At 42.0% G+C, this 20564-nt stretch carries 19 protein-coding genes; 16 read left to right on the forward strand and 3 right to left on the reverse strand.

Translation table 11 applies throughout. The features are described 5' to 3' along the window. Positions 1 to 2 precede the first annotated feature (2 nt). Positions 3 to 851 (reverse strand): late competence protein ComER, encoded by an 849-nt coding sequence (gene comER / locus BA81_RS02080; protein WP_024423047.1) that lies wholly within the window; start codon positions 849 to 851, stop codon positions 3 to 5. A gap of 90 nt (positions 852 to 941) precedes the next feature. Here comER and BA81_RS02085 point away from each other — a divergent pair, with 90 nt between their 5' ends. The 3 genes from BA81_RS02085 (at position 942) to BA81_RS02095 (ending at position 4526) form a co-directional block, all read left to right on the forward strand. Then, positions 942 to 1571: a helix-hairpin-helix domain-containing protein gene (locus BA81_RS02085; protein WP_034280090.1), complete on the forward strand. Its 630-nt coding sequence runs from the start codon at positions 942 to 944 to the stop codon at positions 1569 to 1571. A gap of 65 nt (positions 1572 to 1636) precedes the next feature. Beyond that, positions 1637 to 2206 (forward strand): ComE operon protein 2, encoded by a 570-nt coding sequence (locus tag BA81_RS02090; protein ID WP_024423045.1) that lies wholly within the window; start codon positions 1637 to 1639, stop codon positions 2204 to 2206. After that, entirely contained in the window at positions 2199 to 4526 is a 2328-nt protein-coding gene (locus BA81_RS02095; RefSeq protein WP_034280093.1) for a DNA internalization-related competence protein ComEC/Rec2, read from the forward strand. Before BA81_RS02090 ends, BA81_RS02095 begins: the two co-directional genes overlap by 8 nt. 39 nt (positions 4527 to 4565) lie before the next feature. Here BA81_RS02095 and BA81_RS19065 read toward each other — a convergent pair whose 3' ends face one another. Continuing rightward, positions 4566 to 4700, reverse strand: a complete 135-nt coding sequence (locus BA81_RS19065) for a YqzM family protein (RefSeq protein ID WP_012010638.1) — start codon at positions 4698 to 4700, stop codon at positions 4566 to 4568. Positions 4701 to 4936: 236 nt separating this feature from the next. On the opposite strand from BA81_RS19065, the gene holA reads away from it, so the two are divergent. Then, positions 4937 to 5956 (forward strand): DNA polymerase III subunit delta, encoded by a 1020-nt coding sequence (gene holA / locus BA81_RS02105; RefSeq protein WP_034280095.1) that lies wholly within the window; start codon positions 4937 to 4939, stop codon positions 5954 to 5956. Positions 5957 to 6090: 134 nt separating this feature from the next. Here holA and rpsT read toward each other — a convergent pair whose 3' ends face one another. Further along, complete coding sequence (rpsT, locus tag BA81_RS02110) at positions 6091 to 6357, reverse strand: 30S ribosomal protein S20 (RefSeq protein WP_024423042.1); 267 nt, start codon at positions 6355 to 6357, stop codon at positions 6091 to 6093. Positions 6358 to 6555: 198 nt separating this feature from the next. On the opposite strand from rpsT, the gene gpr reads away from it, so the two are divergent. The 12 genes from gpr (at position 6556) to mtaB (ending at position 20532) form a co-directional block, all read left to right on the forward strand. Further along, positions 6556 to 7671: a GPR endopeptidase gene (gene gpr / locus BA81_RS02115; RefSeq protein ID WP_034280098.1), complete on the forward strand. Its 1116-nt coding sequence runs from the start codon at positions 6556 to 6558 to the stop codon at positions 7669 to 7671. Positions 7672 to 7737: 66 nt separating this feature from the next. Further along, a complete protein-coding gene (locus BA81_RS02120) occupies positions 7738 to 8946 on the forward strand; it encodes a stage II sporulation protein P (protein ID WP_034280101.1) in 1209 nt (402 codons plus the stop codon). Positions 8947 to 8959: 13 nt separating this feature from the next. Next, the gene (locus BA81_RS02125; RefSeq protein ID WP_024423039.1) at positions 8960 to 9292 is read left to right on the forward strand and encodes a YqxA family protein; all 333 of its coding nucleotides are present in this window, start codon (positions 8960 to 8962) and stop codon (positions 9290 to 9292) included. A 141-nt stretch (positions 9293 to 9433) separates the two neighbouring features. Beyond that, positions 9434 to 11272 carry a translation elongation factor 4 gene (lepA, locus tag BA81_RS02130; RefSeq protein ID WP_024423038.1) on the forward strand — a complete coding sequence of 613 codons (1839 nt, stop codon included), beginning with the start codon at positions 9434 to 9436 and terminating at the stop codon, positions 11270 to 11272. 114 nt (positions 11273 to 11386) lie between these two features. Next, the gene (gene hemW, locus BA81_RS02135; protein WP_034280104.1) at positions 11387 to 12526 is read left to right on the forward strand and encodes a radical SAM family heme chaperone HemW; all 1140 of its coding nucleotides are present in this window, start codon (positions 11387 to 11389) and stop codon (positions 12524 to 12526) included. Between the two features lie 81 nt (positions 12527 to 12607). Next, positions 12608 to 13639 (forward strand): heat-inducible transcriptional repressor HrcA, encoded by a 1032-nt coding sequence (gene hrcA / locus BA81_RS02140; RefSeq protein ID WP_003217350.1) that lies wholly within the window; start codon positions 12608 to 12610, stop codon positions 13637 to 13639. Positions 13640 to 13702: 63 nt separating this feature from the next. Further along, the gene (gene grpE / locus BA81_RS02145; protein WP_024423035.1) at positions 13703 to 14260 is read left to right on the forward strand and encodes a nucleotide exchange factor GrpE; all 558 of its coding nucleotides are present in this window, start codon (positions 13703 to 13705) and stop codon (positions 14258 to 14260) included. A 24-nt stretch (positions 14261 to 14284) separates the two neighbouring features. Further along, a complete protein-coding gene (dnaK, locus tag BA81_RS02150; RefSeq protein WP_034280107.1) occupies positions 14285 to 16123 on the forward strand; it encodes a molecular chaperone DnaK in 1839 nt (612 codons plus the stop codon). A 165-nt stretch (positions 16124 to 16288) separates the two neighbouring features. After that, positions 16289 to 17422 carry a molecular chaperone DnaJ gene (gene dnaJ / locus BA81_RS02155; RefSeq protein ID WP_024427952.1) on the forward strand — a complete coding sequence of 378 codons (1134 nt, stop codon included), beginning with the start codon at positions 16289 to 16291 and terminating at the stop codon, positions 17420 to 17422. 22 nt (positions 17423 to 17444) lie between these two features. After that, on the forward strand, positions 17445 to 18380 hold the full coding sequence (gene prmA / locus BA81_RS02160) for a 50S ribosomal protein L11 methyltransferase (RefSeq protein ID WP_034280111.1): 936 nt from the start codon (positions 17445 to 17447) through the stop codon (positions 18378 to 18380). A gap of 23 nt (positions 18381 to 18403) precedes the next feature. Next, positions 18404 to 19174, forward strand: a complete 771-nt coding sequence (locus tag BA81_RS02165) for a 16S rRNA (uracil(1498)-N(3))-methyltransferase (RefSeq protein ID WP_024427953.1) — start codon at positions 18404 to 18406, stop codon at positions 19172 to 19174. Beyond that, positions 19174 to 20532, forward strand: coding sequence for a tRNA (N(6)-L-threonylcarbamoyladenosine(37)-C(2))-methylthiotransferase MtaB (mtaB, locus tag BA81_RS02170; RefSeq protein WP_024423030.1), 1359 nt, complete (start codon positions 19174 to 19176; stop codon positions 20530 to 20532). Before BA81_RS02165 ends, mtaB begins: the two co-directional genes overlap by 1 nt. The last annotated feature ends 32 nt before the right edge of the window (positions 20533 to 20564 follow it).

A 20564-nucleotide genomic window follows, 5' to 3' on the forward strand; every position in this document is an offset into this window, starting at 1 on the left:
GATTAATTTCTGCGATCATCAGTGAACACGCTTGGCGGATATTGATGCGCAACCGCCTCTAGATCTTCATCGAATTTTTCATGGGTGTTTTGAAAGAGACGGTGAAACATATCTTGCACCCCTGCTTCAAGTGCTTTAATGCCTTCACCAGTGACGCCGCCTTTCACACATACTTTGTCTTGCAGTGTCGGAAGGGTATAGACTCTTTTTTCAATCAATCGGCCAAGTCCAACAAGCATATCCTCTGATAAGGTGGTGGCTTCTTCTTTGGAAATATCCGTTTCTTCTACGGCCGCTTCAATCATTTTCTGAACGAGAAAACTGATAAAAGCAGGTCCGCAGCTGACAATATCGGAAGCCGCTCTTGTAATCGAATGATGGATCTCGATAGGTGTTGAAATGCACGAAGCTAACTGTCTTAACGCAGTTTTCGTCGCGGCATTGCATGATGAACCAAAAGTTAAAAGTGATGCGCCTGATAAAGCGCGGTTTGTAATGCTTGGAATCAGCCTGGCTGTTTGACAAGGAACGATATCCTGAAGCTGTTCAGGATGAACCGGACTTGTAATGATGACAATGGTTTGCTGCTCCGTTAAAAGAGGGCTCAGCTCTTTTAAAAGTGGATAAATATCAAGTGGTTTGACACAAACAAAAATGAAATCTTTATTCGTGACAGCCCCTGAAAGCTGTTTCGTTACTTCAAGCTCTGGATGGTTCTTTTTTATATTGAACGCTTTTTCAATGGTTCGGTTTGTAATAGTAATCGATGAGGGATTGACTGCCTTTGATTCAATAAATGCCTCAGTAAGTATGGTACCCATGTTTCCTGTACCGATTAACCCTATATTCAAACGTTCTCCCTCCTTAGACGCATTGGATCTGTTATCTTCTAAACAGTATGTTGAGCAGTAGAAAAATATGATTGAAAGAAGCGTGAGTAAGTGAAACGACTCATTTCATTAAAAAAATACAGTCTTTATATCGCCGCTGGACTCATAGTCGTGATCATCTTCAGTTTCTTCTTTTTCACTGGAAAAGGAGAGGGCAGCAGAGAGCCAAGTGTATTGAAGGAAAATAAAGACATACAAGTCACATTAGAAGACAAACAAGAAAAGACAGAAAAAGAGCCATCGACGATTTTTGTAGAGGTCAAAGGAGCTGTAAGGAAGCCAGGTGTTTATACGTTTCAATCTGATGCTCGGGTAGAGGAAGCGATTCAAAGGGCAGGAGGCTTTACCAGCAAAGCAGACTCGATTGAAATCAACCAAGCAGCTAAATTAGAGGATAGTATGATGATTTATGTTCGGAAGCAGGGGGAAGCGGAAAGAGAGGCGCAAACAGCATCAGCTGACGCATCAACGGGCGTTGAAAAGAGTGAAGGTGTGAATGTCAATCAGGCCGATGCAGCCGAATTGCAAACCATTAACGGCATAGGACCAGCTAAAGCCGAAGCTATAATAATGTATAGAGAGGAACACGGAGAATTTCAACAAATTGAAGACTTGCGGAACATTTCAGGTTTTGGGGAAAAGACGATTGAACGGCTGAAAAGTCAATTGACCGTGAAGTAGAATTGACGTTAGAGAAGAAAGGCATGTACACTTAATATCAACCATCATTCTGGAGGGATCAGCTCGTGGAAAGAATTTCATGGAATCAATATTTTATGGCACAAAGCCATTTGCTTGCTTTACGAAGCACCTGTGAGCGGTTAGCTGTTGGGGCGACCATCGTAAGGGACAAGCGCATCATTGCAGGGGGGTATAATGGCTCCATTGCCGGTGATGTTCATTGTGCGGATGTAGGGTGCTATGTCATTGATCATCACTGTGTTCGCACCATCCATGCGGAAATGAATGCTATTTTACAATGTGCCAAATTTGGTGCACCTACAGCTGATGCTGAAATATATGTCACACATTTTCCTTGTTTACAGTGCTGTAAAGCCATCATTCAAGCGGGCATACGAACAGTGTACTATGCAAAGGATTATAAAAATCATCCATATGCGATTGATTTATTCGAGCAGGCGGGTGTTCAAACAGAGCAAGTTGAATTAGATGAAATGATCATCGACTTAAAAAATCAAGAAAAATTGGCCTTTGTTGCAGATTTAATTGGGAAGCTGAGTGAATCAGGACTTAGCGAAACAGAAATTCGCGATATGCATGAGAAGGCGAATCAATTATTTACTTCCTATGTTTAAATATTTGCCGTTTGGGGCAATTTCAGCAGCTGTTGGAATTGCTCTGGCTGCATATCATCTTCATATGTATTTCCTTCTCTTTCTTCTCATCATATTACTTCTCAGCCTACTGAAAAAAATGCCTCAGCTCTTTTTAATGGTCAGCCTATGCGGGGCTGTCTATATACTCATTTTTATGATTCATGAGTCTCTTGAAACGGATCAACCCGTACTAGAAAAATTCCTATCTGGTTCCGTTGTGATTGAAAGTATTCCGAAAACAGATGGCAATCGTTTTTCAGCGACTGTTTCAACAGACCATGAACAACTAGCCACTTTTTATACAATTCAAACAGAGCATGAAAAAGAGGCATTAAAAGAGGTAGAACCTGGTATGAGCTGTCACATGACAGGTGATGTTCGTCCAGCAAAGCACGCAACCATTCCTAACGGGTTTCAATACGATCAATTTTTAAAATCAAAAGGCATTGACGCCATTTTTCTGCCACAGTCGATCAAAAACTGTACAAAAAAAGACGGGTCTTCCTATTTTCTTCAAGTGATAAGGCAAAAGGGTTTGAAATTTTTAGAAGATCATGTGCCTAAACACTCTGTTGGCATTGTACAGGCACTAATTTTTGGCGATCGTGAGTTGATAGAACCTGACACATTAAGAGATTATCAAATGCTCGGCATTATTCATTTACTAGCGATCTCAGGATTGCATGTGCAAACGCTTCTTGCATGTTTATTTTGGTGTCTCCTTCGTGCAGGCGTGACAAGAGAGACAGCACGTATTCTTCTATTATGCTTTCTTCCTATTTATGTTTGTTTGACAGGTGCTGCACCATCTGTTTTAAGAGCTTGCCTCATGGCAGGAATTTATTTAGTGATGACTAGTCTGCCAAAAGAAATGAAACAGCCTTCTGCTGTGGTATTAAGTGCAACGTTTTTACTCTTATTAGCGGTTCATCCTCTTTATTTATTTGATATCGGATTTCAGCTTTCATTCGCGGTCACGTTTTTTATTTTGTTATCGACTAGGATTTTATCAAAAGCAAAAAGTTCAGTCATGCAATTATTCCTGATTTCCTTTATTGCACAGCTTGCTTCACTTCCTGTTCTTTTATATCATTTTCATCAATTCTCTTTACTGAGCGTACCTTTGAACATGATATTTGTTCCTTTATATACGACGGTCGTTATGCCGCTGTCCTTACTCTTTTTTATTCTCACTATCATTTATCTTCCGCTTGGACAAACATTGTTTCAGCTGCTTGATTCGGTGATTCAGCTTAGTCATCAATTGTCAGCCAATATGGCTGTTTTTGATGAATTCAACTTGATTTTTATGAAGTCTGCTTGGTGGCATATTCTGCTTGAGGTGAGCGCCTTAATTGTTCTGTTATTTGTGATGGAGAGCAAAACTTCTGTGAAATCCTATGCACTGCCGATCCTTTTTCTTATTGGTGTCTTGAGTGCACACTATTTCACCCCGAATTTTTTCGAAAAAGGGGAAGTGACGATGCTGGATGTAGGACAGGGGGATAGTTTGTTTATTCAGCTTCCCTATCGAAAGGGGCACCTGCTTGTGGATACAGGAGGCAGACTTTCTTTTGAAGAAGAACCGTGGAAAAAAAGACGTAAGGTGTCTACGATCGGTGATCAAACACTGATCCCGTTTCTGCATTCTAAAGGAATAGCAAAACTTGATGTTCTTATTCTTACACATGCGGATCAAGACCATATGGGAGAAGCAGCTCGTTTAATCAAACGAAATAAAGTAAAGCGGCTGGCTATCCCAAAAGGCTTTGCACGGAGTCCAGAGGATGCGGAGCTGTTAAAAGAAGCAGCTGATCAAGGGATCATGATTGATGAATTAGAGAGAGGAGATCAGCTTCAGATTGGAGAACAAATATTTCAGGTCCTTCATCCATCGCGTGATCGGGTTACAACTAAGAATAATGATTCACTCGTTTTGACATTTACTCTAGGCGGGAAGCGGTTTCTGCTCACTGGAGATCTTGAACAAGAAGGGGAACGAGACATGATAGAAGCCTTTCCTCATCTGCGGGCAGATATCTTAAAGGTTGGACATCACGGGAGTAAAGGGTCAACAAGCGAAGAATGGCTTCAGCATCTCAAGCCCTCACATGCACTCATTTCAGCAGGTGAACGTAATCGTTATCAGCATCCACATCAGGAAGTTTTGAAAAAATTAAAGGACCAGCAAATGAAGGTGTATCGTACAGATACCGACGGGAGCGTGACGTATGAATTTCTCGATGAGGAAGGAACGTTTTACACACACCCTCCATATGATATCTTACAAACTCAATAAAAAAACTGCCAAAACGGCAGTCATGTAACCTTCATGAAGTTAAGATCCAACGAGGTGTATAATGGTTGCCAAAATAAACATTGAGGCGAAAAATCCGAATGTGACGATAAAACCAACGGCTGAGTCGGTCACATCATTCCGCTTGCTTTGAACATTTTTTTCAAATTCATTCATTTTCATCCCTCCTGGCTAATTTTAGTATACTTGAACTCATTTGGAATTGCTAGAAGGTAAAGTAACCGTTTTCCATTTTATGATCATTTTATGAATATCGTCTGACAGCAGGCTGACCCGGGAGCTTGCGCCGGACGTTTACTATAAATGAGGAGGCGGCACTTTCAGCTTCCTCTTTACTAATGTCTTCACACACTTTAGGATAGAGGAGGAAGTGAAAGAGAGGGATTCAATTGATGGTCTTTGATGTATGGAACAATTTAAAACGAGGGGATATCCATCCCGTTTATTGCTTATATGGGAAAGAAACATATTTACTGCAAGAAACCGCTGCTAAATTGAGACAAGCTGTAGTAGAGGAAGAAACGAAGGATTTTAATTACTCCGTCTTCGATATGGAAGAAGTGCCGCTTGAACAGGCTGTGACGGATGCAGAAACATTTCCGTTTATGGGAGAACGCCGTCTCGTCGTGATCAAGAATCCTTATTTTCTTACAGCTGAAAAGAAAAAGGAAAAGATTGAGCATGAGCTTTCTGTGTTAGAAGCTTATTTAGAAAAACCAGCGCCCTATACCATTCTCGTGTTATTGGCACCATATGAAAAGCTGGATGAGCGTAAGAAAATCACCAAATTGCTAAAAAAGAAAGCTGCTGTCGTTGAGGCGAAAGAGTTAAACCCAAAAGAAACAACTGATTTCACCATCACACTGGTGAAGACAGAAGGAAAGACGATTACATCCGAAGCGGCTGAGCAGCTTGTGATGCTATGCGGCGGAAGTCTCTCCTCTCTATTCCAAGAGGTTCGAAAGCTAAGTACATATATTGGAGAGCGGGAAGAAATTGAGTTAGCAGATGTCAATCAGCTCGTTGCAAGAAGCTTAGAGCAAAATATTTTCGAGCTGATTAATCAAATCGTAAACAGACGCCGCTCTGAGGCCATGCAGATGTTTTATGACCTGCTGAAGCAAAATGAGGAACCCATTAAAATATTAGCACTCATTTCAACTCAATTTCGATTGATTTTGCAGACGAAGTACTTCGCTCAGCAAGGATATGGACAAAAACAAATTGCTTCAAATCTAAAAGTCCATCCGTTTCGGGTCAAACTTGCGATGGATCAGGCAAGACTGTTTTCAGAAGAAGAGCTCAAGCAGATCGTCAAAGAGCTTTCAACGATTGATTATGAAATGAAAACCGGTAAAAAGGACAAGCAGCTGCTGTTAGAATTGTTCCTGCTTCGTTTGTTAGGCGCTTGAACATAAAAAAACGACCTTCTAAAAAGAGGGTCGTTTTTGTTTAGATGTATAATTGCCAGTCTGTCCTTAAGGCTCGGCCGGTCAGGACGGACGTACAGTTAAACAGGTGCCTCATCACTGAGGCGTTGCAAGCATTATGCAGAAAGTCCGTTTACTTGTTTAGCAAGTCTTGATTTGTAACGCGCAGCTGCGTTTTTGTGTACAAGACCAGTTTTAACGGCTTTGTCAATGCGTTTTGCAGCAGAAGCAAGAGCAGCTTTTGCTTGCTCAGCATCGTTGTTAGCTACAGAAACTTCAACTTGTTTAATCGCAGTACGCATCGCAGACTTGATTGTTACGTTATGTGCACGGCGTTCGTTATTCGTTTTTGTACGTTTGATCGCTGATTTAATATTTGGCATGTGTTTCACCTCCTAAGATACAACCTAAACACAATTGTCTTAAGGTTAAATCTTCACAATAGAACAAATTGTATTCTATCAAACACACCTTTAGAATGCAATATAAATGTAAAGTATTTTTCATTGATGACGTGCTCGAATGTTTCTTTCAAGAGATGGAAAGACTACTGTTTATTACTTGGTGGAAGGAGTCTTTTTATGGAGAAACAGAAACTTGATTTAAGCGTTTATCAAATCCGGACAGACCTCGCTGTTGAAACAAAAGAGATACTAGAACAAGAGAACAATCCGAATGTCGTCAAAAAGGACGGGATCCAAGGGATTGTCGAAAAGGAAAAAGATGAGCAGGGCATCCGCATACGCACTGTAGAAATCACGAAAGAAGGGGAGGCGCTGACCGGCAAAAAGGCAGGGACATACTTGACGTTTGAGGCGCAAGGTATTCGAGAGAAAGACTCTGAGATGCAAGAAAAAGTCGTCGAAGTCTTTGCCCATCATTTTGCTCAGTTTTTAAAAGACCGAGGCATTCAGGCTGATGCGAGCTGCCTTGTAGTAGGGCTGGGAAACTGGAATGTCACGCCAGATGCACTAGGGCCTCTCACAGTTGAAAACCTGCTTGTGACCCGCCATCTCTTTGAATTACAGCCGGAAAATGTTCAGGAAGGCTATCGCCCAGTTTCTTCTTTGTCACCTGGTGTGATGGGACTGACCGGTATTGAAACAAGTGACATTATCCAAGGTGTGATTGAGCGGTCTAAGCCTGATTTTGTCATCGCGGTCGATGCCCTTGCTGCTCGTGCGGTGGAACGAGTGAATACAACCATTCAAATTTCTGATACAGGTATCCATCCCGGTTCTGGTGTAGGGAATAAGCGAAAAGAATTAAGCGAAGAAACATTGGGAATTCCAGTGATTGCGATTGGCGTTCCGACAGTGGTGGATGCAGTAACCATTGCAAGTGACACAATTGATTATGTCTTAAAGCATTTTGGTAGAGAACTAAAAGATGATAGACCATCCCGCTCTCTTGTGCCAGCTGGTTTGACATTCGGGAAGAAAAAAGTGCTTAAAGAAGAGGACTTGCCAGATGAAGAAACGCGTCAATCATTCTTAGGCATCGTAGGAACCCTTCCTGAAGAAGAAAAAAGGCAGCTGATCCACGAAGTGCTTGCGCCCCTGGGGCAAAATTTAATGGTCACGCCTAAGGAAGTCGATACATTCATTGATGATATGGCAAACGTACTTGCCAACGGATTAAACACAGCGCTTCATCAAAAAATCACTCAAGATAACATGGGTTCATATAATCATTAATCGGTTCTACTTTCTCTAGCTCGCTCATAGTGTAATTACTAGAAAGCGTGCTGGAGGGAGTAAATCATGAAAAAAAGACCCCGCCGTCCTCGACAGTTGGTCGTTGCGATTAATGGAACGAAAGTAGTAAAAAGTATCTTCTTATTTATTGCCTCTCTTGTTGTGGTGTTTGTGATATCAGGGGCTTTGACCTCTTTAAAACCCGAGCTGAGGCCGCAAGCCTCGTTATATGGTGTAGCAGATGAGCTCTCTGGCGCATTTTTTGCCACATTAATGGGCATGGAAAACCAATATTTCGCCTCAGCAGTTCCAGAAGCTCAAAAAGGATTTCATTTCTCTGGGCTGTCACTGAAGCTTGCAACCAGTATTAATTTAGAAGACCCGCGCAGTTTCCTAGGAAGAGAACTCCCAGGCTTTGAACATTTTGATACAAAAATCATCTTAGCGGGTGAAGGAACAGACTATACCAATATGCCAATGGAATCGCCGCCGCCTAGTGAAGTAATCCAAGATGAAAAAGAAGCAAATCTGGCTGAGCTGGACAAGCTCGATGATGATACGCCGAAAAAGCCTGCCAAAGAACCTGACCGGTCAACAGGAAAACGAAAAGCTGTGTACATTTACCACACACATAATACGGAATCATATTTACCATTTTTAAAAGGAGAAACGAATCCAAATAATGCACGGCACTCAAAAGTGAATGTCACCCTTGTCGGCGACATGTTTGGAAAGGCGCTTGATCAGCAAGGAATCGGCAATACAGTCGACAAAACGGAAATTGAAAAAAGACTGGTGAAAAAAGGATTAAAGTATCCGCAGTCTTATAATGAATCAAGATTGGTCGTGAAAGAAGCCTTAGCGAAAAATGATGACCTCGATTATTTAATTGATATTCACCGGGACTCAAGAAGAAAGAAAGATACGACTGTCGAAATCAAAGGGAAAAAATATGCGAGAATTGCGTTTGTTGTTGGGAAGAAGAATCAAAGCTATGAGAAAAACTTAAAGCTTGCGACAGAGTTCCACCATTTGATGGAGAAAAAATATAAAGGTCTTAGTGTCGGTGTGTTTGCCAAAGGAGAAATTGGCGATAATGGAATCTATAATCAAGATTTATCCGACAAAGCCCTTCTTTTAGAATTTGGTGGAGTAGATAATAATATGGAAGAATTGAGAAATGCATCCAATGCGGCAGCTGATGTATTCAGCGACATTTTCTGGGACGCGGAAAAGGTTGACGGCAAAGCAAAGGATGAGAAAAAACGCTCTTAAGGTGGTGACGGATATGGGCTCATTTATTGGAAAAACCATTATTTTAGGATTGGTCTTGCTGTTTGGTGTCTTTTTAGGAATGCAGCAAGCGAATAATGGCATGCTGCAAATGAAGGGCTACCATGATCCGCAATTAAAAGGAGCTTTCTCCATTCAAATGAACGACAATGAAGAGAAGGAAGCTTCTATCTTAGGAACGGCTGTTACAGAAAAGGATCTTGCCGAAAAACAAAAACAGCTGGAGGAAATAGAGGGCTTTAATGCCTTTTCCAAGGCAGGAAAAGCCCTGTCTGATGGCATGACACATGCAGCCCGTTCTCTTTATGATTGGGTGAATGGGAAATAAACGAATTTCATGAGATATCACCCTTTTGATCAAAGCCGCTGACCAATAAGCGGCTTTTCTTGATTTCGATTGAATCTTTACAGCCCTATTGATATAATCTAACCTAGCGCAACCCGCGTTTTATAGTAGGAGTGATAGATTGTGACAGATAAAGAAAAACGATTAGAGCGGCAATCAAGAATTCGAAATTTCTCCATTATCGCCCATATTGACCATGGGAAATCCACATTGGCGGACCGTATTTTGGAAAAAACAGCGGCGATTACGCAGCGAGAAATGAAAGAACAATTGCTTGATTCCATGGATTTAGAGCGTGAACGCGGCATAACGATTAAATTAAACTCTGTCCAGCTGAAGTATAAGGCGAAGGATGGAGAAGAATATATCATGCACCTGATTGATACACCAGGGCATGTCGACTTCACCTATGAGGTATCTCGAAGCCTAGCTGCCTGTGAGGGTGCGATTCTCGTAGTAGATGCAGCACAAGGAATTGAAGCACAGACACTTGCGAACGTTTATTTAGCTCTTGATAACAACTTAGAAATTCTTCCGATTATCAACAAAATCGATCTGCCAAGTGCAGAGCCTGAGCGTGTAAGAGAAGAAATTGAAGATGTCATCGGGTTGGATGCGTCTGAAGCTGTTCTCACCTCTGCTAAGGCGGGTATTGGAATCGAGGATATTTTAGAACAAATCGTTGAAAAGGTGCCGGCTCCCGCTGGAGATCCAGAAGCACCACTTCAAGCCCTTATTTTTGATTCTCTTTACGATGCGTATCGCGGCGTTATTGCGTACATACGAATTGTCGAAGGAACCGTCAGACCTGGTCAGAAAATTAAAATGATGGCGACGGGGAAAGAATTTGAAGTACTTGAAGTTGGCGTTTTCACACCAAAAGCCATGCCAACAGACGAACTCACCGTTGGAGATGTTGGCTACTTAACCGCTGCGATTAAAAATGTCGGTGATACACGTGTAGGGGATACGATCACAAGCGCGGAAAACCCTGCGAAAGAAGCACTTCCAGGATACAGAAAGCTAAACCCAATGGTATACTGCGGACTTTATCCAATTGATACAGCGAAATACAATGACTTACGTGAAGCGTTAGAAAAGCTTGAATTAAATGATTCTTCACTTCAATATGAGGCAGAGACATCCCAAGCACTTGGCTTCGGTTTCCGCTGCGGCTTCCTTGGAATGCTTCATATGGAAATCATCCAGGAACGGATTGAACGTGAATTTAAAATTGATCTGATTACGACAGCGCCAAGTGTTATTTATGATGTATATATGACAGATGGAGAAAAAATTGTCGTAGATAACCCGTCCAATCTGCCTGATCCGCAAAAGATTGAGCGAATTGAAGAACCGTATGTAAAAGCAACAATGATGGTGCCGAATGATTATGTAGGCTCTGTGATGGAGCTTTGCCAAGGAAAGCGCGGGAATTTCATTGATATGCAGTATCTTGATGCGAACCGCGTGAGCATTGTGTACGAAATTCCTTTGGCAGAGATCGTATACGAATTCTTTGATCAGCTAAAGTCCAACACAAAAGGCTATGCGTCCTTTGATTATGAGCTGATTGGCTATCGTCCTTCGACGCTGGTGAAGATGGATATCATGCTGAATGGCGAAAAAATCGATGCCCTTTCCTTTATTGTTCACCGCGATTATGCATATGAACGAGGCAAGATCATCGTAGAAAAGTTAAAAGAATTGATTCCACGCCAGCACTTTGAAGTACCGGTTCAAGCAGCAATCGGTCAAAAAATCGTTGCTCGTTCCACCATTAAAGCGATGCGTAAAAACGTACTTGCTAAATGTTATGGTGGAGACATTTCCCGGAAAAGAAAGCTTCTTGAGAAGCAAAAAGAAGGGAAAAAGCGCATGAAGCAAGTGGGCTCTGTTGAAGTCCCGCAAGAAGCATTTATGGCTGTGCTGAAGATGGACGACAGCACACCAAAAAAATAACATCCTCAAGGCTACCTGCTTTACAATGTCTGCCTTGACGTTTATAGTCGATAACAAACAAAGACGCCGCAGCGATAAACTGCGGCTCTTTACCTGTAAAGAAGGTGTCATCTAATGAAAGCAGCATACATTCACATTCCATTTTGTGAGCATATTTGCCACTATTGTGATTTCAATAAATTTTTCATCAAAACGCAGCCAGTCGACGAATACTTAGCGGCTCTTGAGAAAGAGATGCAGCACACGATCGAGCAAAAAGGCGAGCAGGAACTAAAGACAATTTTTATTGGCGGGGGAACTCCGACATCACTGACTGTCAGTCAGCTAGACAAGCTCATGAACAGCATTCACAGCGTATTAAAGCCGACAAAAAATCTGATTGAATTTGCAGTAGAAGCAAACCCAGATGAATTATCGCTTGAGAAACTGCATGTGCTTAAAGCAGCCGGCGTGAATCGGCTGAGCTTTGGCGTTCAAACTTTTGAAGACGATTTACTCAAGAAAATTGGACGAGTTCATCAAAAGAAGGATGTCCTTACATCCTTTGAGCGAGCTAGAGCGATTGGATTTGACAATATTAGCCTCGATCTCATGTTTGGCTTGCCGCATCAAGAAAAGCATCATGTGATGAATTCACTTGAGACGGCTTTCTCGCTGGGGGCAGAGCATTATTCGGTTTACTCACTCATCGTCGAGCCGAAAACCGTTTTTTATAACTTAATGCAAAAAGGAAAACTTCATTTACCGCCGCAAGAACGTGAGGCTGAAATGTATGAGCTTGTGATGGATGAAATGGAGCGCCATGGATTAAAGCAGTACGAAATTAGCAACTACGCCAAACCTGGCTTTGAAAGCCAGCATAACCTGACCTATTGGAGCAATGAAGATTACTTCGGTTTTGGTGCAGGCGCACACGGGTATGTAGATGGCATCCGAAATGTGAACGCAGGGCCGGTGAAACATTATTTGGAGCTGATTGACCAAACAGGTTTCCCGTATAAGGAAACACATCAGGTCACAAAAGCAGAGCAAATAGAAGAAGAAATGTTTTTAGGTCTTCGAAAAATCGAAGGGATAAAAAGCGCTGATTTCCAAGCAAAATATGGTGCTGCACCAGAAGCACTTTTTTCCACTGTTCTTGAAGATTTAGAAGAAAAAGGCCTCATTGTAAAAGATGACAAGGGGATACGTTTAACAAGAAAAGGAAAATTGTTAGGCAATGAAGTATTTCAAGCGTTTCTCGGTGAGTTATAATTGACATTTTAATTTGAGTTTGGTAATTTTGTTTATACAATTAGCACTCGTTGAAAGAGAGTGCTAACAGGGGTGATGATGATGTTAACAAATCGTCAGCTTTTGATTCTGCAAGTCATCATTAATGACTTTATTCGTTCGGCGCAGCCAGTTGGATCAAGGACTCTTTCTAAAAAAGAAGACATTACATTCAGCTCTGCGACGATTAGAAACGAAATGGCTGATTTGGAGGAACTTGGTTTTATTGAAAAGACCCATTCTTCATCAGGAAGAATTCCTTCCGAAAAAGGATATCGTTATTATGTAGATCATTTGCTCTCTCCGCGAAAACTGTCGTCTAAAGAGCTTGTGCTCATCCAGTCGGCCTTTCAGGAGAAAATTTTTGAGCTGGAAAAGACAGTTCAAAAATCGGCGGAAATTTTATCAGATCTCACAAACTATACATCGATTGTGCTTGGTCCAAAGCTAAGTGAAAATCGATTAAAGCAAATTCAGCTTGTCCCTGTTCAGCCAAACAAAGCAGTGGCGATCATGATTACAGACAGCGGACATGTTGAAAACAAAACCATTACCTTCTCTGAGCATCTCGATGTCTCCGATATTGAGAAGCTGATGAATATTTTAAACAGCCGCCTAGCCGGAGTCCCGATGGATCAGCTGAAGGACAGAATGTATAAAGAAGTTGTGATGCTTCTTCGTACGCATTTAAAAGATTATGATCATATTTTAGATGCACTCGGCAATACATTTACATCGACTCAAAATGAATCAAAACTTTTCTTTGGCGGGAAGATTAATATGTTGAATCAGCCGGAGTTTCATGACATTGACCGCATCCGTTCACTCATGATGCTTATTGAGCAAAAGAATGATGTCATGCAGCTGTTTCATCCAAATCAGCAAGGAATCACCATTAAAATCGGTTCAGAAAACAATTTGGAAGCGATGGAGAACTGCAGTTTAATCACAGCTACTTATTCGATTGATCAAAAATCACTCGGCTCCATTGCCGTCATTGGTCCAACCCGTATGGATTATGGCAGGGTTGTCAGTCTCTTGCATCATGTATCAAAAGACTTGTCAAACGCACTTTCCAATTTGTATGATGAGTAGGGTGATAAAAGATAGGGGCACAGCCCCTTCGTATTTTTGAATCTTTTGAGGGAGGTGAACACAATGTCAGAAGAAAAACAGACACCTGAGCAAGAAGCAGAGGTTGAAGCACAAGAAGAAGCAGTTCAAGCAGATACTGAGGAAGTAACAAATGATGAACAGTCTGCCTTCCAAGAAAAAATCGATGAATTGCAGCAGCTTCTAGATGAAAAAGAAAACAAAATTCTGCGTGTTCAAGCAGATTTTGAAAACTATAAACGCCGTGCTCGAACTGAAGTGGAGACCGTGCAAAAATATCGTTCTCAACATGTTGTCAGTGATCTTCTCCCAGCTCTTGATAACTTTGAAAGAGCGCTTGGAATTGATCCAGACAATGAGCAGACGAAAAGTTTGTTAGAAGGAATGCAAATGGTTTACCGCCAGCTGGTAGAAGCGTTGAAAAATGAAGGCGTTGAACCAATTGAAGCTGTCGGCAAAGAGTTCGATCCAAACCTTCATCAAGCCGTCATGCAAGTTGAAGATGAAAACTACGATTCAAATATCGTTGTAGAAGAATTGCAAAAGGGCTATAAACTCAAAGACCGAGTTATTCGTCCATCAATGGTAAAAGTAAATCAATAACTACATAATGGGAGGTCATCGAATATGAGTAAAATCATTGGGATTGACTTAGGAACAACAAACTCATGTGTTGCAGTACTTGAAGGCGGCGAGCCAAAAGTCATTGCTAACGCTGAAGGAGCACGTACAACACCATCTGTTGTCGCTTTTAAAAACGGAGAGCGCCAAGTGGGTGAAGTAGCAAAACGTCAATCAATTACAAACCCGAACACGATCATGTCTGTTAAAAGACATATGGGTACTGATTATAAAGTAGAAGTTGAAGGCAAGAACTACACGCCGCAGGAAATCTCTGCGATTATTCTTCAGCATCTTAAATCTTACGCTGAAAGCTATCTTGGCGAAGAAGTAACAAAAGCTGTTATCACAGTTCCTGCTTACTTCAACGATGCAGAACGTCAAGCAACGAAAGATGCTGGTAAAATTGCTGGTCTTGAAGTAGAACGTATCATCAACGAACCAACAGCAGCTGCACTTGCATATGGTTTAGATAAAACAGAAGAAGATCAAACGATTCTTGTATACGACCTTGGCGGCGGTACATTTGACGTATCGATCCTTGAGCTTGGAGACGGCGTCTTTGAAGTGCGCTCAACTGCTGGGGACAACCGTCTAGGTGGAGACGATTTTGACCAAGTCATCATTGATCACCTAGTGGCTGAATTCAAAAAAGAAAATGGCATTGATCTTTCTAAAGATAAAATGGCGCTTCAGCGTTTAAAAGATGCTGCTGAAAAAGCGAAAAAAGATCTTTCTGGTGTATCTTCTACACAAATCTCACTGCCATTTATCACAGCTGGAGAAGCAGGACCTCTTCACCTTGAATTAACGTTAACGCGTGCTAAATTCGAAGAGCTTTCTGCAGATCTTGTAGAGCGTACAATGACACCTGTACGTCAATCACTGAAAGATGCTGGTTTATCTGCTAGCGAGATTGATAAAGTCATCCTTGTTGGTGGATCAACTCGTATTCCTGCAGTACAAGAAGCAATCAAAAAAGAAACAGGCAAAGAGCCTCATAAAGGTGTAAACCCTGATGAAGTAGTTGCACTTGGTGCAGCCATCCAAGGTGGAGTGATCACAGGAGATGTCAAAGACGTTGTTCTTCTTGACGTAACACCACTTTCTTTAGGAATTGAAACAATGGGCGGCGTATTCACGAAGCTGATTGAACGTAATACAACAATTCCAACAAGTAAATCACAAGTATTCTCAACAGCTGCTGACAATCAAACAGCTGTAGATATCCATGTCCTTCAAGGTGAGCGCCCAATGGCTGCAGATAACAAAACATTAGGCCGCTTCCAATTGACTGATATCCCGCCGGCACCACGCGGCGTACCGCAAATCGAAGTATCTTTTGATATCGATAAAAACGGTATTGTCAACGTACGTGCGAAAGATATGGGTACAGGCAAAGAGCAAAACATCACAATCAAATCTTCTTCAGGTCTTTCTGATGATGAGATCGAAAAAATGGTCAAAGAAGCAGAAGAAAATGCTGAAGCAGATGCGAAGAAAAAAGAAGAAATCGAAGTGCGCAACGAAGCAGATCAATTAGTGTTTACAACTGAAAAAACATTAAAAGATCTAGAAGGCAAAATCGATGAAGAGCAAGTGAAAAAAGCAAATGACGCGAAAGATGCGCTAAAAGCTGCGATCGAAAAAGGCGAGTTTGAAGACATCAAAGCGAAAAAAGATGAGCTGCAAACAATCGTTCAAGAATTAACGACAAAGCTCTATGAAGAAGCTGCAAAACAAGCACAAGCTCAGCAAGAAGGCGCTGAAGGTGCTCAAAAAGCAGATGACAATGTAGTGGATGCAGAATACGAAGAAGTAAACGACGATCAAGAGAAAAAATAATCACCTTTACTTTTGAAAAAGACTGCTGAAACGTACTCGTCAGAAAGTCAAAGTCAGGATCTCTTGGCTTTGACTTTTTTTCTTTTCAACGATGAAAGGAATTGAAAAAGGTTAAATCAAAATGATACAATCGTATTTATGTGAGAAAATCGGGAGTGTGAAGAGATGAGTAAGCGTGATTACTATGAAGTGCTTGGCGTAAGTAAGAGCGCCTCAAAGGACGAAATCAAAAAGGCATACCGCAAGCTTTCAAAAAAGTATCACCCTGATATTAATAAAGAAGCTGGCTCAGATGAGAAATTCAAAGAAGTAAAAGAAGCCTATGAAACCCTTTCTGATGATCAAAAACGTTCGCATTATGACCAGTTCGGTCATACCGATCCAAACCAAGGCTTTGGCGGCGGCGGTTTTGGCGGAGGAGGAGACTTTGGCGGCTTCGGCGGCTTTGATGACATCTTCTCTAGTATTTTTGGCGGCGGAGCCAGAAGAAGAGATCCAAATGCACCGCGCCAAGGAGCGGACCTGCAATATACAATGACGCTTTCGTTTGAAGAAGCGGCATTTGGAAAAGAAGCAACGATTGAAATCCCTCGTGAAGAATCTTGCGAGACATGTCATGGATCAGGTGCAAAGCCTGGTACGCAGGCAAAAACTTGTTCACATTGCGGCGGTTCTGGTCAGTTAAATGTTGAGCAATCTACTCCGTTTGGTAAAGTGGTCAACCGCAGAGTATGTAACTACTGCAGCGGAACAGGGAAACAAATTGATCATAAATGTTCAACATGCGGCGGATCTGGCAAAGTGCGTAAGCGTAAGAAAATTAACGTGACGATCCCTGCAGGTGTTGATGATGGCCAGCAGCTCAGAGTGTCTGGGCAAGGTGAACCAGGCGTAAATGGAGGACCTCCAGGCGATCTATTTGTTGTATTCCATGTGCGTGCGCATGAATTCTTCGAACGTGATGGAGATGACATTTACTGCGAGATGCCGCTTACCTTTGCGCAGGCTGCATTAGGTGACGAAATTGAAGTGCCGACATTACACGGAAAAGTAAAATTAAAAGTTCCTGCTGGCACTCAAACTGGCACGAAGTTTAGACTCAAAGGAAAAGGTGTGAAAAATGTACGCGGCTACGGCCAAGGCGATCAGCATATCGTTGTACGTGTCGTCACACCGACAAATTTAACAGACAATCAAAAAGATATCATTAGAAAATTTGCTGAAGTGAGCGGAAATAAACCAGACGAACAAGAAATGAGCTTTTTCGATAAGGTAAAACGCGCATTTAAAGGCGAGTAAGACGGATAAGGAGTTGGTAGTATTGAAGTGGTCAGAAATTAGCGTCCATACAACAAATGAAGCGGTGGAACCGATCACCAATATTTTGCATGAAGCAGGTGCAAGTGGTGTCGTGATTGAGGACCCGCTTGATTTAGTCAAGGAACGTGAAAATGTATACGGTGAGATCTACCAGCTCGATCCGAATGACTATCCAGATGAAGGTGTCATTGTGAAAGCCTATCTTCCAATGAACAGCTTTTTGATGGAAACGGTAGATGAGATCAAAGAAGCCATCAACAACCTTCTTCTATACGATATTGACCTTGGACGCAATACACTGTCAATTTGTGAAGTAAATGAAGAAGAATGGGCCACCGCATGGAAGAAATACTATCATCCTGTGAAAATCTCTGAAAAATTCACCATCGTTCCCACGTGGGAAGAATATACACCAGTTCATTCTGATGAACTGATTATTGAAATGGACCCTGGAATGGCATTTGGAACAGGTACGCATCCAACAACCGTCCTTTGCATTCAGGCGCTTGAGCGCTACGTAAAGGAAAACGATACGGTGATTGATGTTGGAACAGGCTCTGGAATTTTAAGTGTGGCAGCAGCGATGCTTGGTGCAAAGGACATTCAAGCCTTTGATCTCGACACCGTTGCGGTAGAAAGTGCGAAGCAAAACATCGAATTAAATGGTGTAAGTGACCAAGTGACGGTCAAACAAAACAATTTGCTTGACGGAATTTCAGGTGAGCGTGATGTAATTGTCGCCAACATTCTGGCAGAAGTGATTTTGCGCTTTACAGATCAAGCCTATGAACTATTGAAGAAAGATGGCTATTTCATTACATCAGGCATCATTGGACAAAAGAAATTACAGGTCAAAACAGCATTAGAAGAGGCGGGTTTTGACATTGTTGAAGTGCTGTCAATGGAAGATTGGGTCAGCATTATAGCGAAAAAATAAAGCGAGTAGGTGTCAGGACACGTATGCAACGATATTTTATCGACCTCACGAAAGAAGAAGTGACGTTAAAGGGAGCCATCGTTATAAAAGGTGAAGATGTACATCATCTTTCCAATGTCATGCGGATGAAAGCAGGACAGGAAATCCTTTGTCTAACGACAGACGGCTTTGAAGCGCTCAGTAAAATTGATACAATAACAAAGGAAGAAGTGATTTGTCACCTTGAAAGCTGGACAAATCAAGACAGAGAACTTCCGATTAGGGTGACGATTGCAAGCGGTCTTCCAAAAGGAGATAAGCTTGAGCTCATTATCCAAAAAGGCACAGAGCTTGGCGCAAGTGCTTTTATCCCGTTTCAAGCGGCTCGTTCTATTACAAAGCTTGACCAAAAAAAGTCCCATAAAAAACGAGAGCGCTGGGAGAAAATCGCGAAAGAAGCAGCCGAGCAGTCCTACCGGAATATCATTCCCCGTGTTTATTCAGTATCAACGTTTAAAGAGCTGACGCAATTAGCTGGTGAATTCGATAAATGTGTCGTTGCATACGAAGAATCATCGAAAGAAGGAGAGCAAAGCCGTTTTCAAACTGTGCTTCAACAGATGAAAGGCGGACAAACCTTGCTAGTGGTTTTTGGCCCTGAAGGCGGTTTGGCAGAAAAGGAGATTGAAGAGCTTGAAACGCTTGGTGCAGTCATTTGCGGGCTTGGACCACGCATTTTAAGAACAGAAACTGCTCCTTTATATGCGCTTTCTGCTATATCTTATCAAACAGAGTTATTAAGAGGTGAATCATGATGGGAACAGTAGCGTTCCATACACTTGGCTGTAAGGTCAACCACTATGAGACAGAGGCGATCTGGCAGCTGTTTAAAGAAGCTGGCTATGAAAGAAAAGAGTATGAATCAAAAGCAGACGTATATGTCATTAATACATGTACGGTCACGAATACAGGCGATAAGAAAAGCCGCCAAGTCATTAGGAGAGCCATTCGTCATAACCCGGATGGTGTCATTTGTGTAACAGGCTGCTATGCGCAAACATCACCAGCAGAAATCATGGCGATTCCTGGTGTTGATATTGTGGTTGGAACACAGGACAGACATAAATTACTAGGCTATATTGAAGAATACCGCAGAGAAAGACAGCCGATCAACGGGGTTGGCAATATCATGAAAGCACGTGTGTTTGAAGAACTTGATGTTCCTGCCTTCACAGACAGAACGCGCGCTTCATTAAAAATCCAAGAAGGCTGTAACAATTTCTGTACATTCTGCATTATTCCTTGGGCGCGCGGCCTTCTTCGTTCTCGTGATCCAGAAGAGGTCATCAATCAAGCGCAGCAGCTTGTTGATGCGGGCTATAAAGAAATTGTGCTGACAGGTATTCACACAGGCGGATACGGAGAAGACTTAAAGGATTATAACTTTGCAAAGCTTCTGAGAGAATTAGATGAACGTGTTATTGGCTTAAAACGAATCCGTATTTCATCTATTGAAGCAAGTCAAATTACTGATGAAGTGATTGAAGTGCTTGATCAGTCAGATAAAATTGTCAGACACTTACACATCCCGCTTCAATCTGGCTCAAATACTGTGCTGAAAAGAATGCGCCGTAAATATACGATGGAATTCTTTGCAGAGCGTTTAACAAAGCTGAAAAAAGCATTGCCGGGACTTGCTGTCACCTCTGATGTAATCGTTGGATTCCCTGGGGAAACAGAAGAAGAGTTCTTGGAAACGTACAATTTTGTCAAAGATCATCAATTCTCTGAGCTGCACGTCTTCCCTTACAGCAAACGTACAGGTACCCCTGCTGCAAGAATGGAAGATCAAGTGGATGAGAATGTGAAAAACGAACGTGTCCACCGTTTGATCGCTCTTTCTGACCAGCTTGCGAAAGAGTATGCATCAGCATACGAAGGTGATGTGCTAGAGATTATTCCGGAAGAATCCTTCAAAGAACAAGAAGGAAACCACAATCTTTATGTTGGTTATACCGATAACTACATGAAAGTTGTTTTTGAAGGGACAGAGGACATGATCGGCCGTCTGGTCAAAGTGAAAATTACGAAAGCGGGCTATCCTTATAACGAAGGACAATTCGTTCGCATCAGCGATGATGTGCAGCCAGACAAAGTGAGAATGACCTCATAATAGATAAAAAAACCGGCAGCCAAAAGAGCAAG

The sequence above is a fragment of the Bacillus safensis FO-36b genome (assembly GCF_000691165.1).
In the GTDB taxonomy this organism is placed as follows: Bacteria; Bacillota; Bacilli; order Bacillales; family Bacillaceae; genus Bacillus; species Bacillus safensis.

Bases quoted from the DNA above. Each gene is read 5' to 3' on its own strand.
- BA81_RS02095 (WP_034280093.1), top strand. From the start codon at position 2,199: ATGTTTAAATATTTGCCGTTTGGGGCAATTTCAGCAGCTGTTGGAATT.
- BA81_RS19065 (WP_012010638.1), bottom strand. From the start codon at position 4,700: ATGAATGAATTTGAAAAAAATGTTCAAAGCAAGCGGAATGATGTGACC.
- holA (WP_034280095.1), top strand. From the start codon at position 4,937: ATGGTCTTTGATGTATGGAACAATTTAAAACGAGGGGATATCCATCCC.
- rpsT (WP_024423042.1), bottom strand. From the start codon at position 6,357: ATGCCAAATATTAAATCAGCGATCAAACGTACAAAAACGAATAACGAA.
- gpr (WP_034280098.1), top strand. From the start codon at position 6,556: ATGGAGAAACAGAAACTTGATTTAAGCGTTTATCAAATCCGGACAGAC.
- BA81_RS02120 (WP_034280101.1), top strand. From the start codon at position 7,738: ATGAAAAAAAGACCCCGCCGTCCTCGACAGTTGGTCGTTGCGATTAAT.
- BA81_RS02125 (WP_024423039.1), top strand. From the start codon at position 8,960: ATGGGCTCATTTATTGGAAAAACCATTATTTTAGGATTGGTCTTGCTG.
- hemW (WP_034280104.1), top strand. From the start codon at position 11,387: ATGAAAGCAGCATACATTCACATTCCATTTTGTGAGCATATTTGCCAC.
- hrcA (WP_003217350.1), top strand. From the start codon at position 12,608: ATGTTAACAAATCGTCAGCTTTTGATTCTGCAAGTCATCATTAATGAC.
- grpE (WP_024423035.1), top strand. From the start codon at position 13,703: ATGTCAGAAGAAAAACAGACACCTGAGCAAGAAGCAGAGGTTGAAGCA.
- dnaK (WP_034280107.1), top strand. From the start codon at position 14,285: ATGAGTAAAATCATTGGGATTGACTTAGGAACAACAAACTCATGTGTT.
- dnaJ (WP_024427952.1), top strand. From the start codon at position 16,289: ATGAGTAAGCGTGATTACTATGAAGTGCTTGGCGTAAGTAAGAGCGCC.
- BA81_RS02165 (WP_024427953.1), top strand. From the start codon at position 18,404: ATGCAACGATATTTTATCGACCTCACGAAAGAAGAAGTGACGTTAAAG.
- mtaB (WP_024423030.1), top strand. From the start codon at position 19,174: ATGGGAACAGTAGCGTTCCATACACTTGGCTGTAAGGTCAACCACTAT.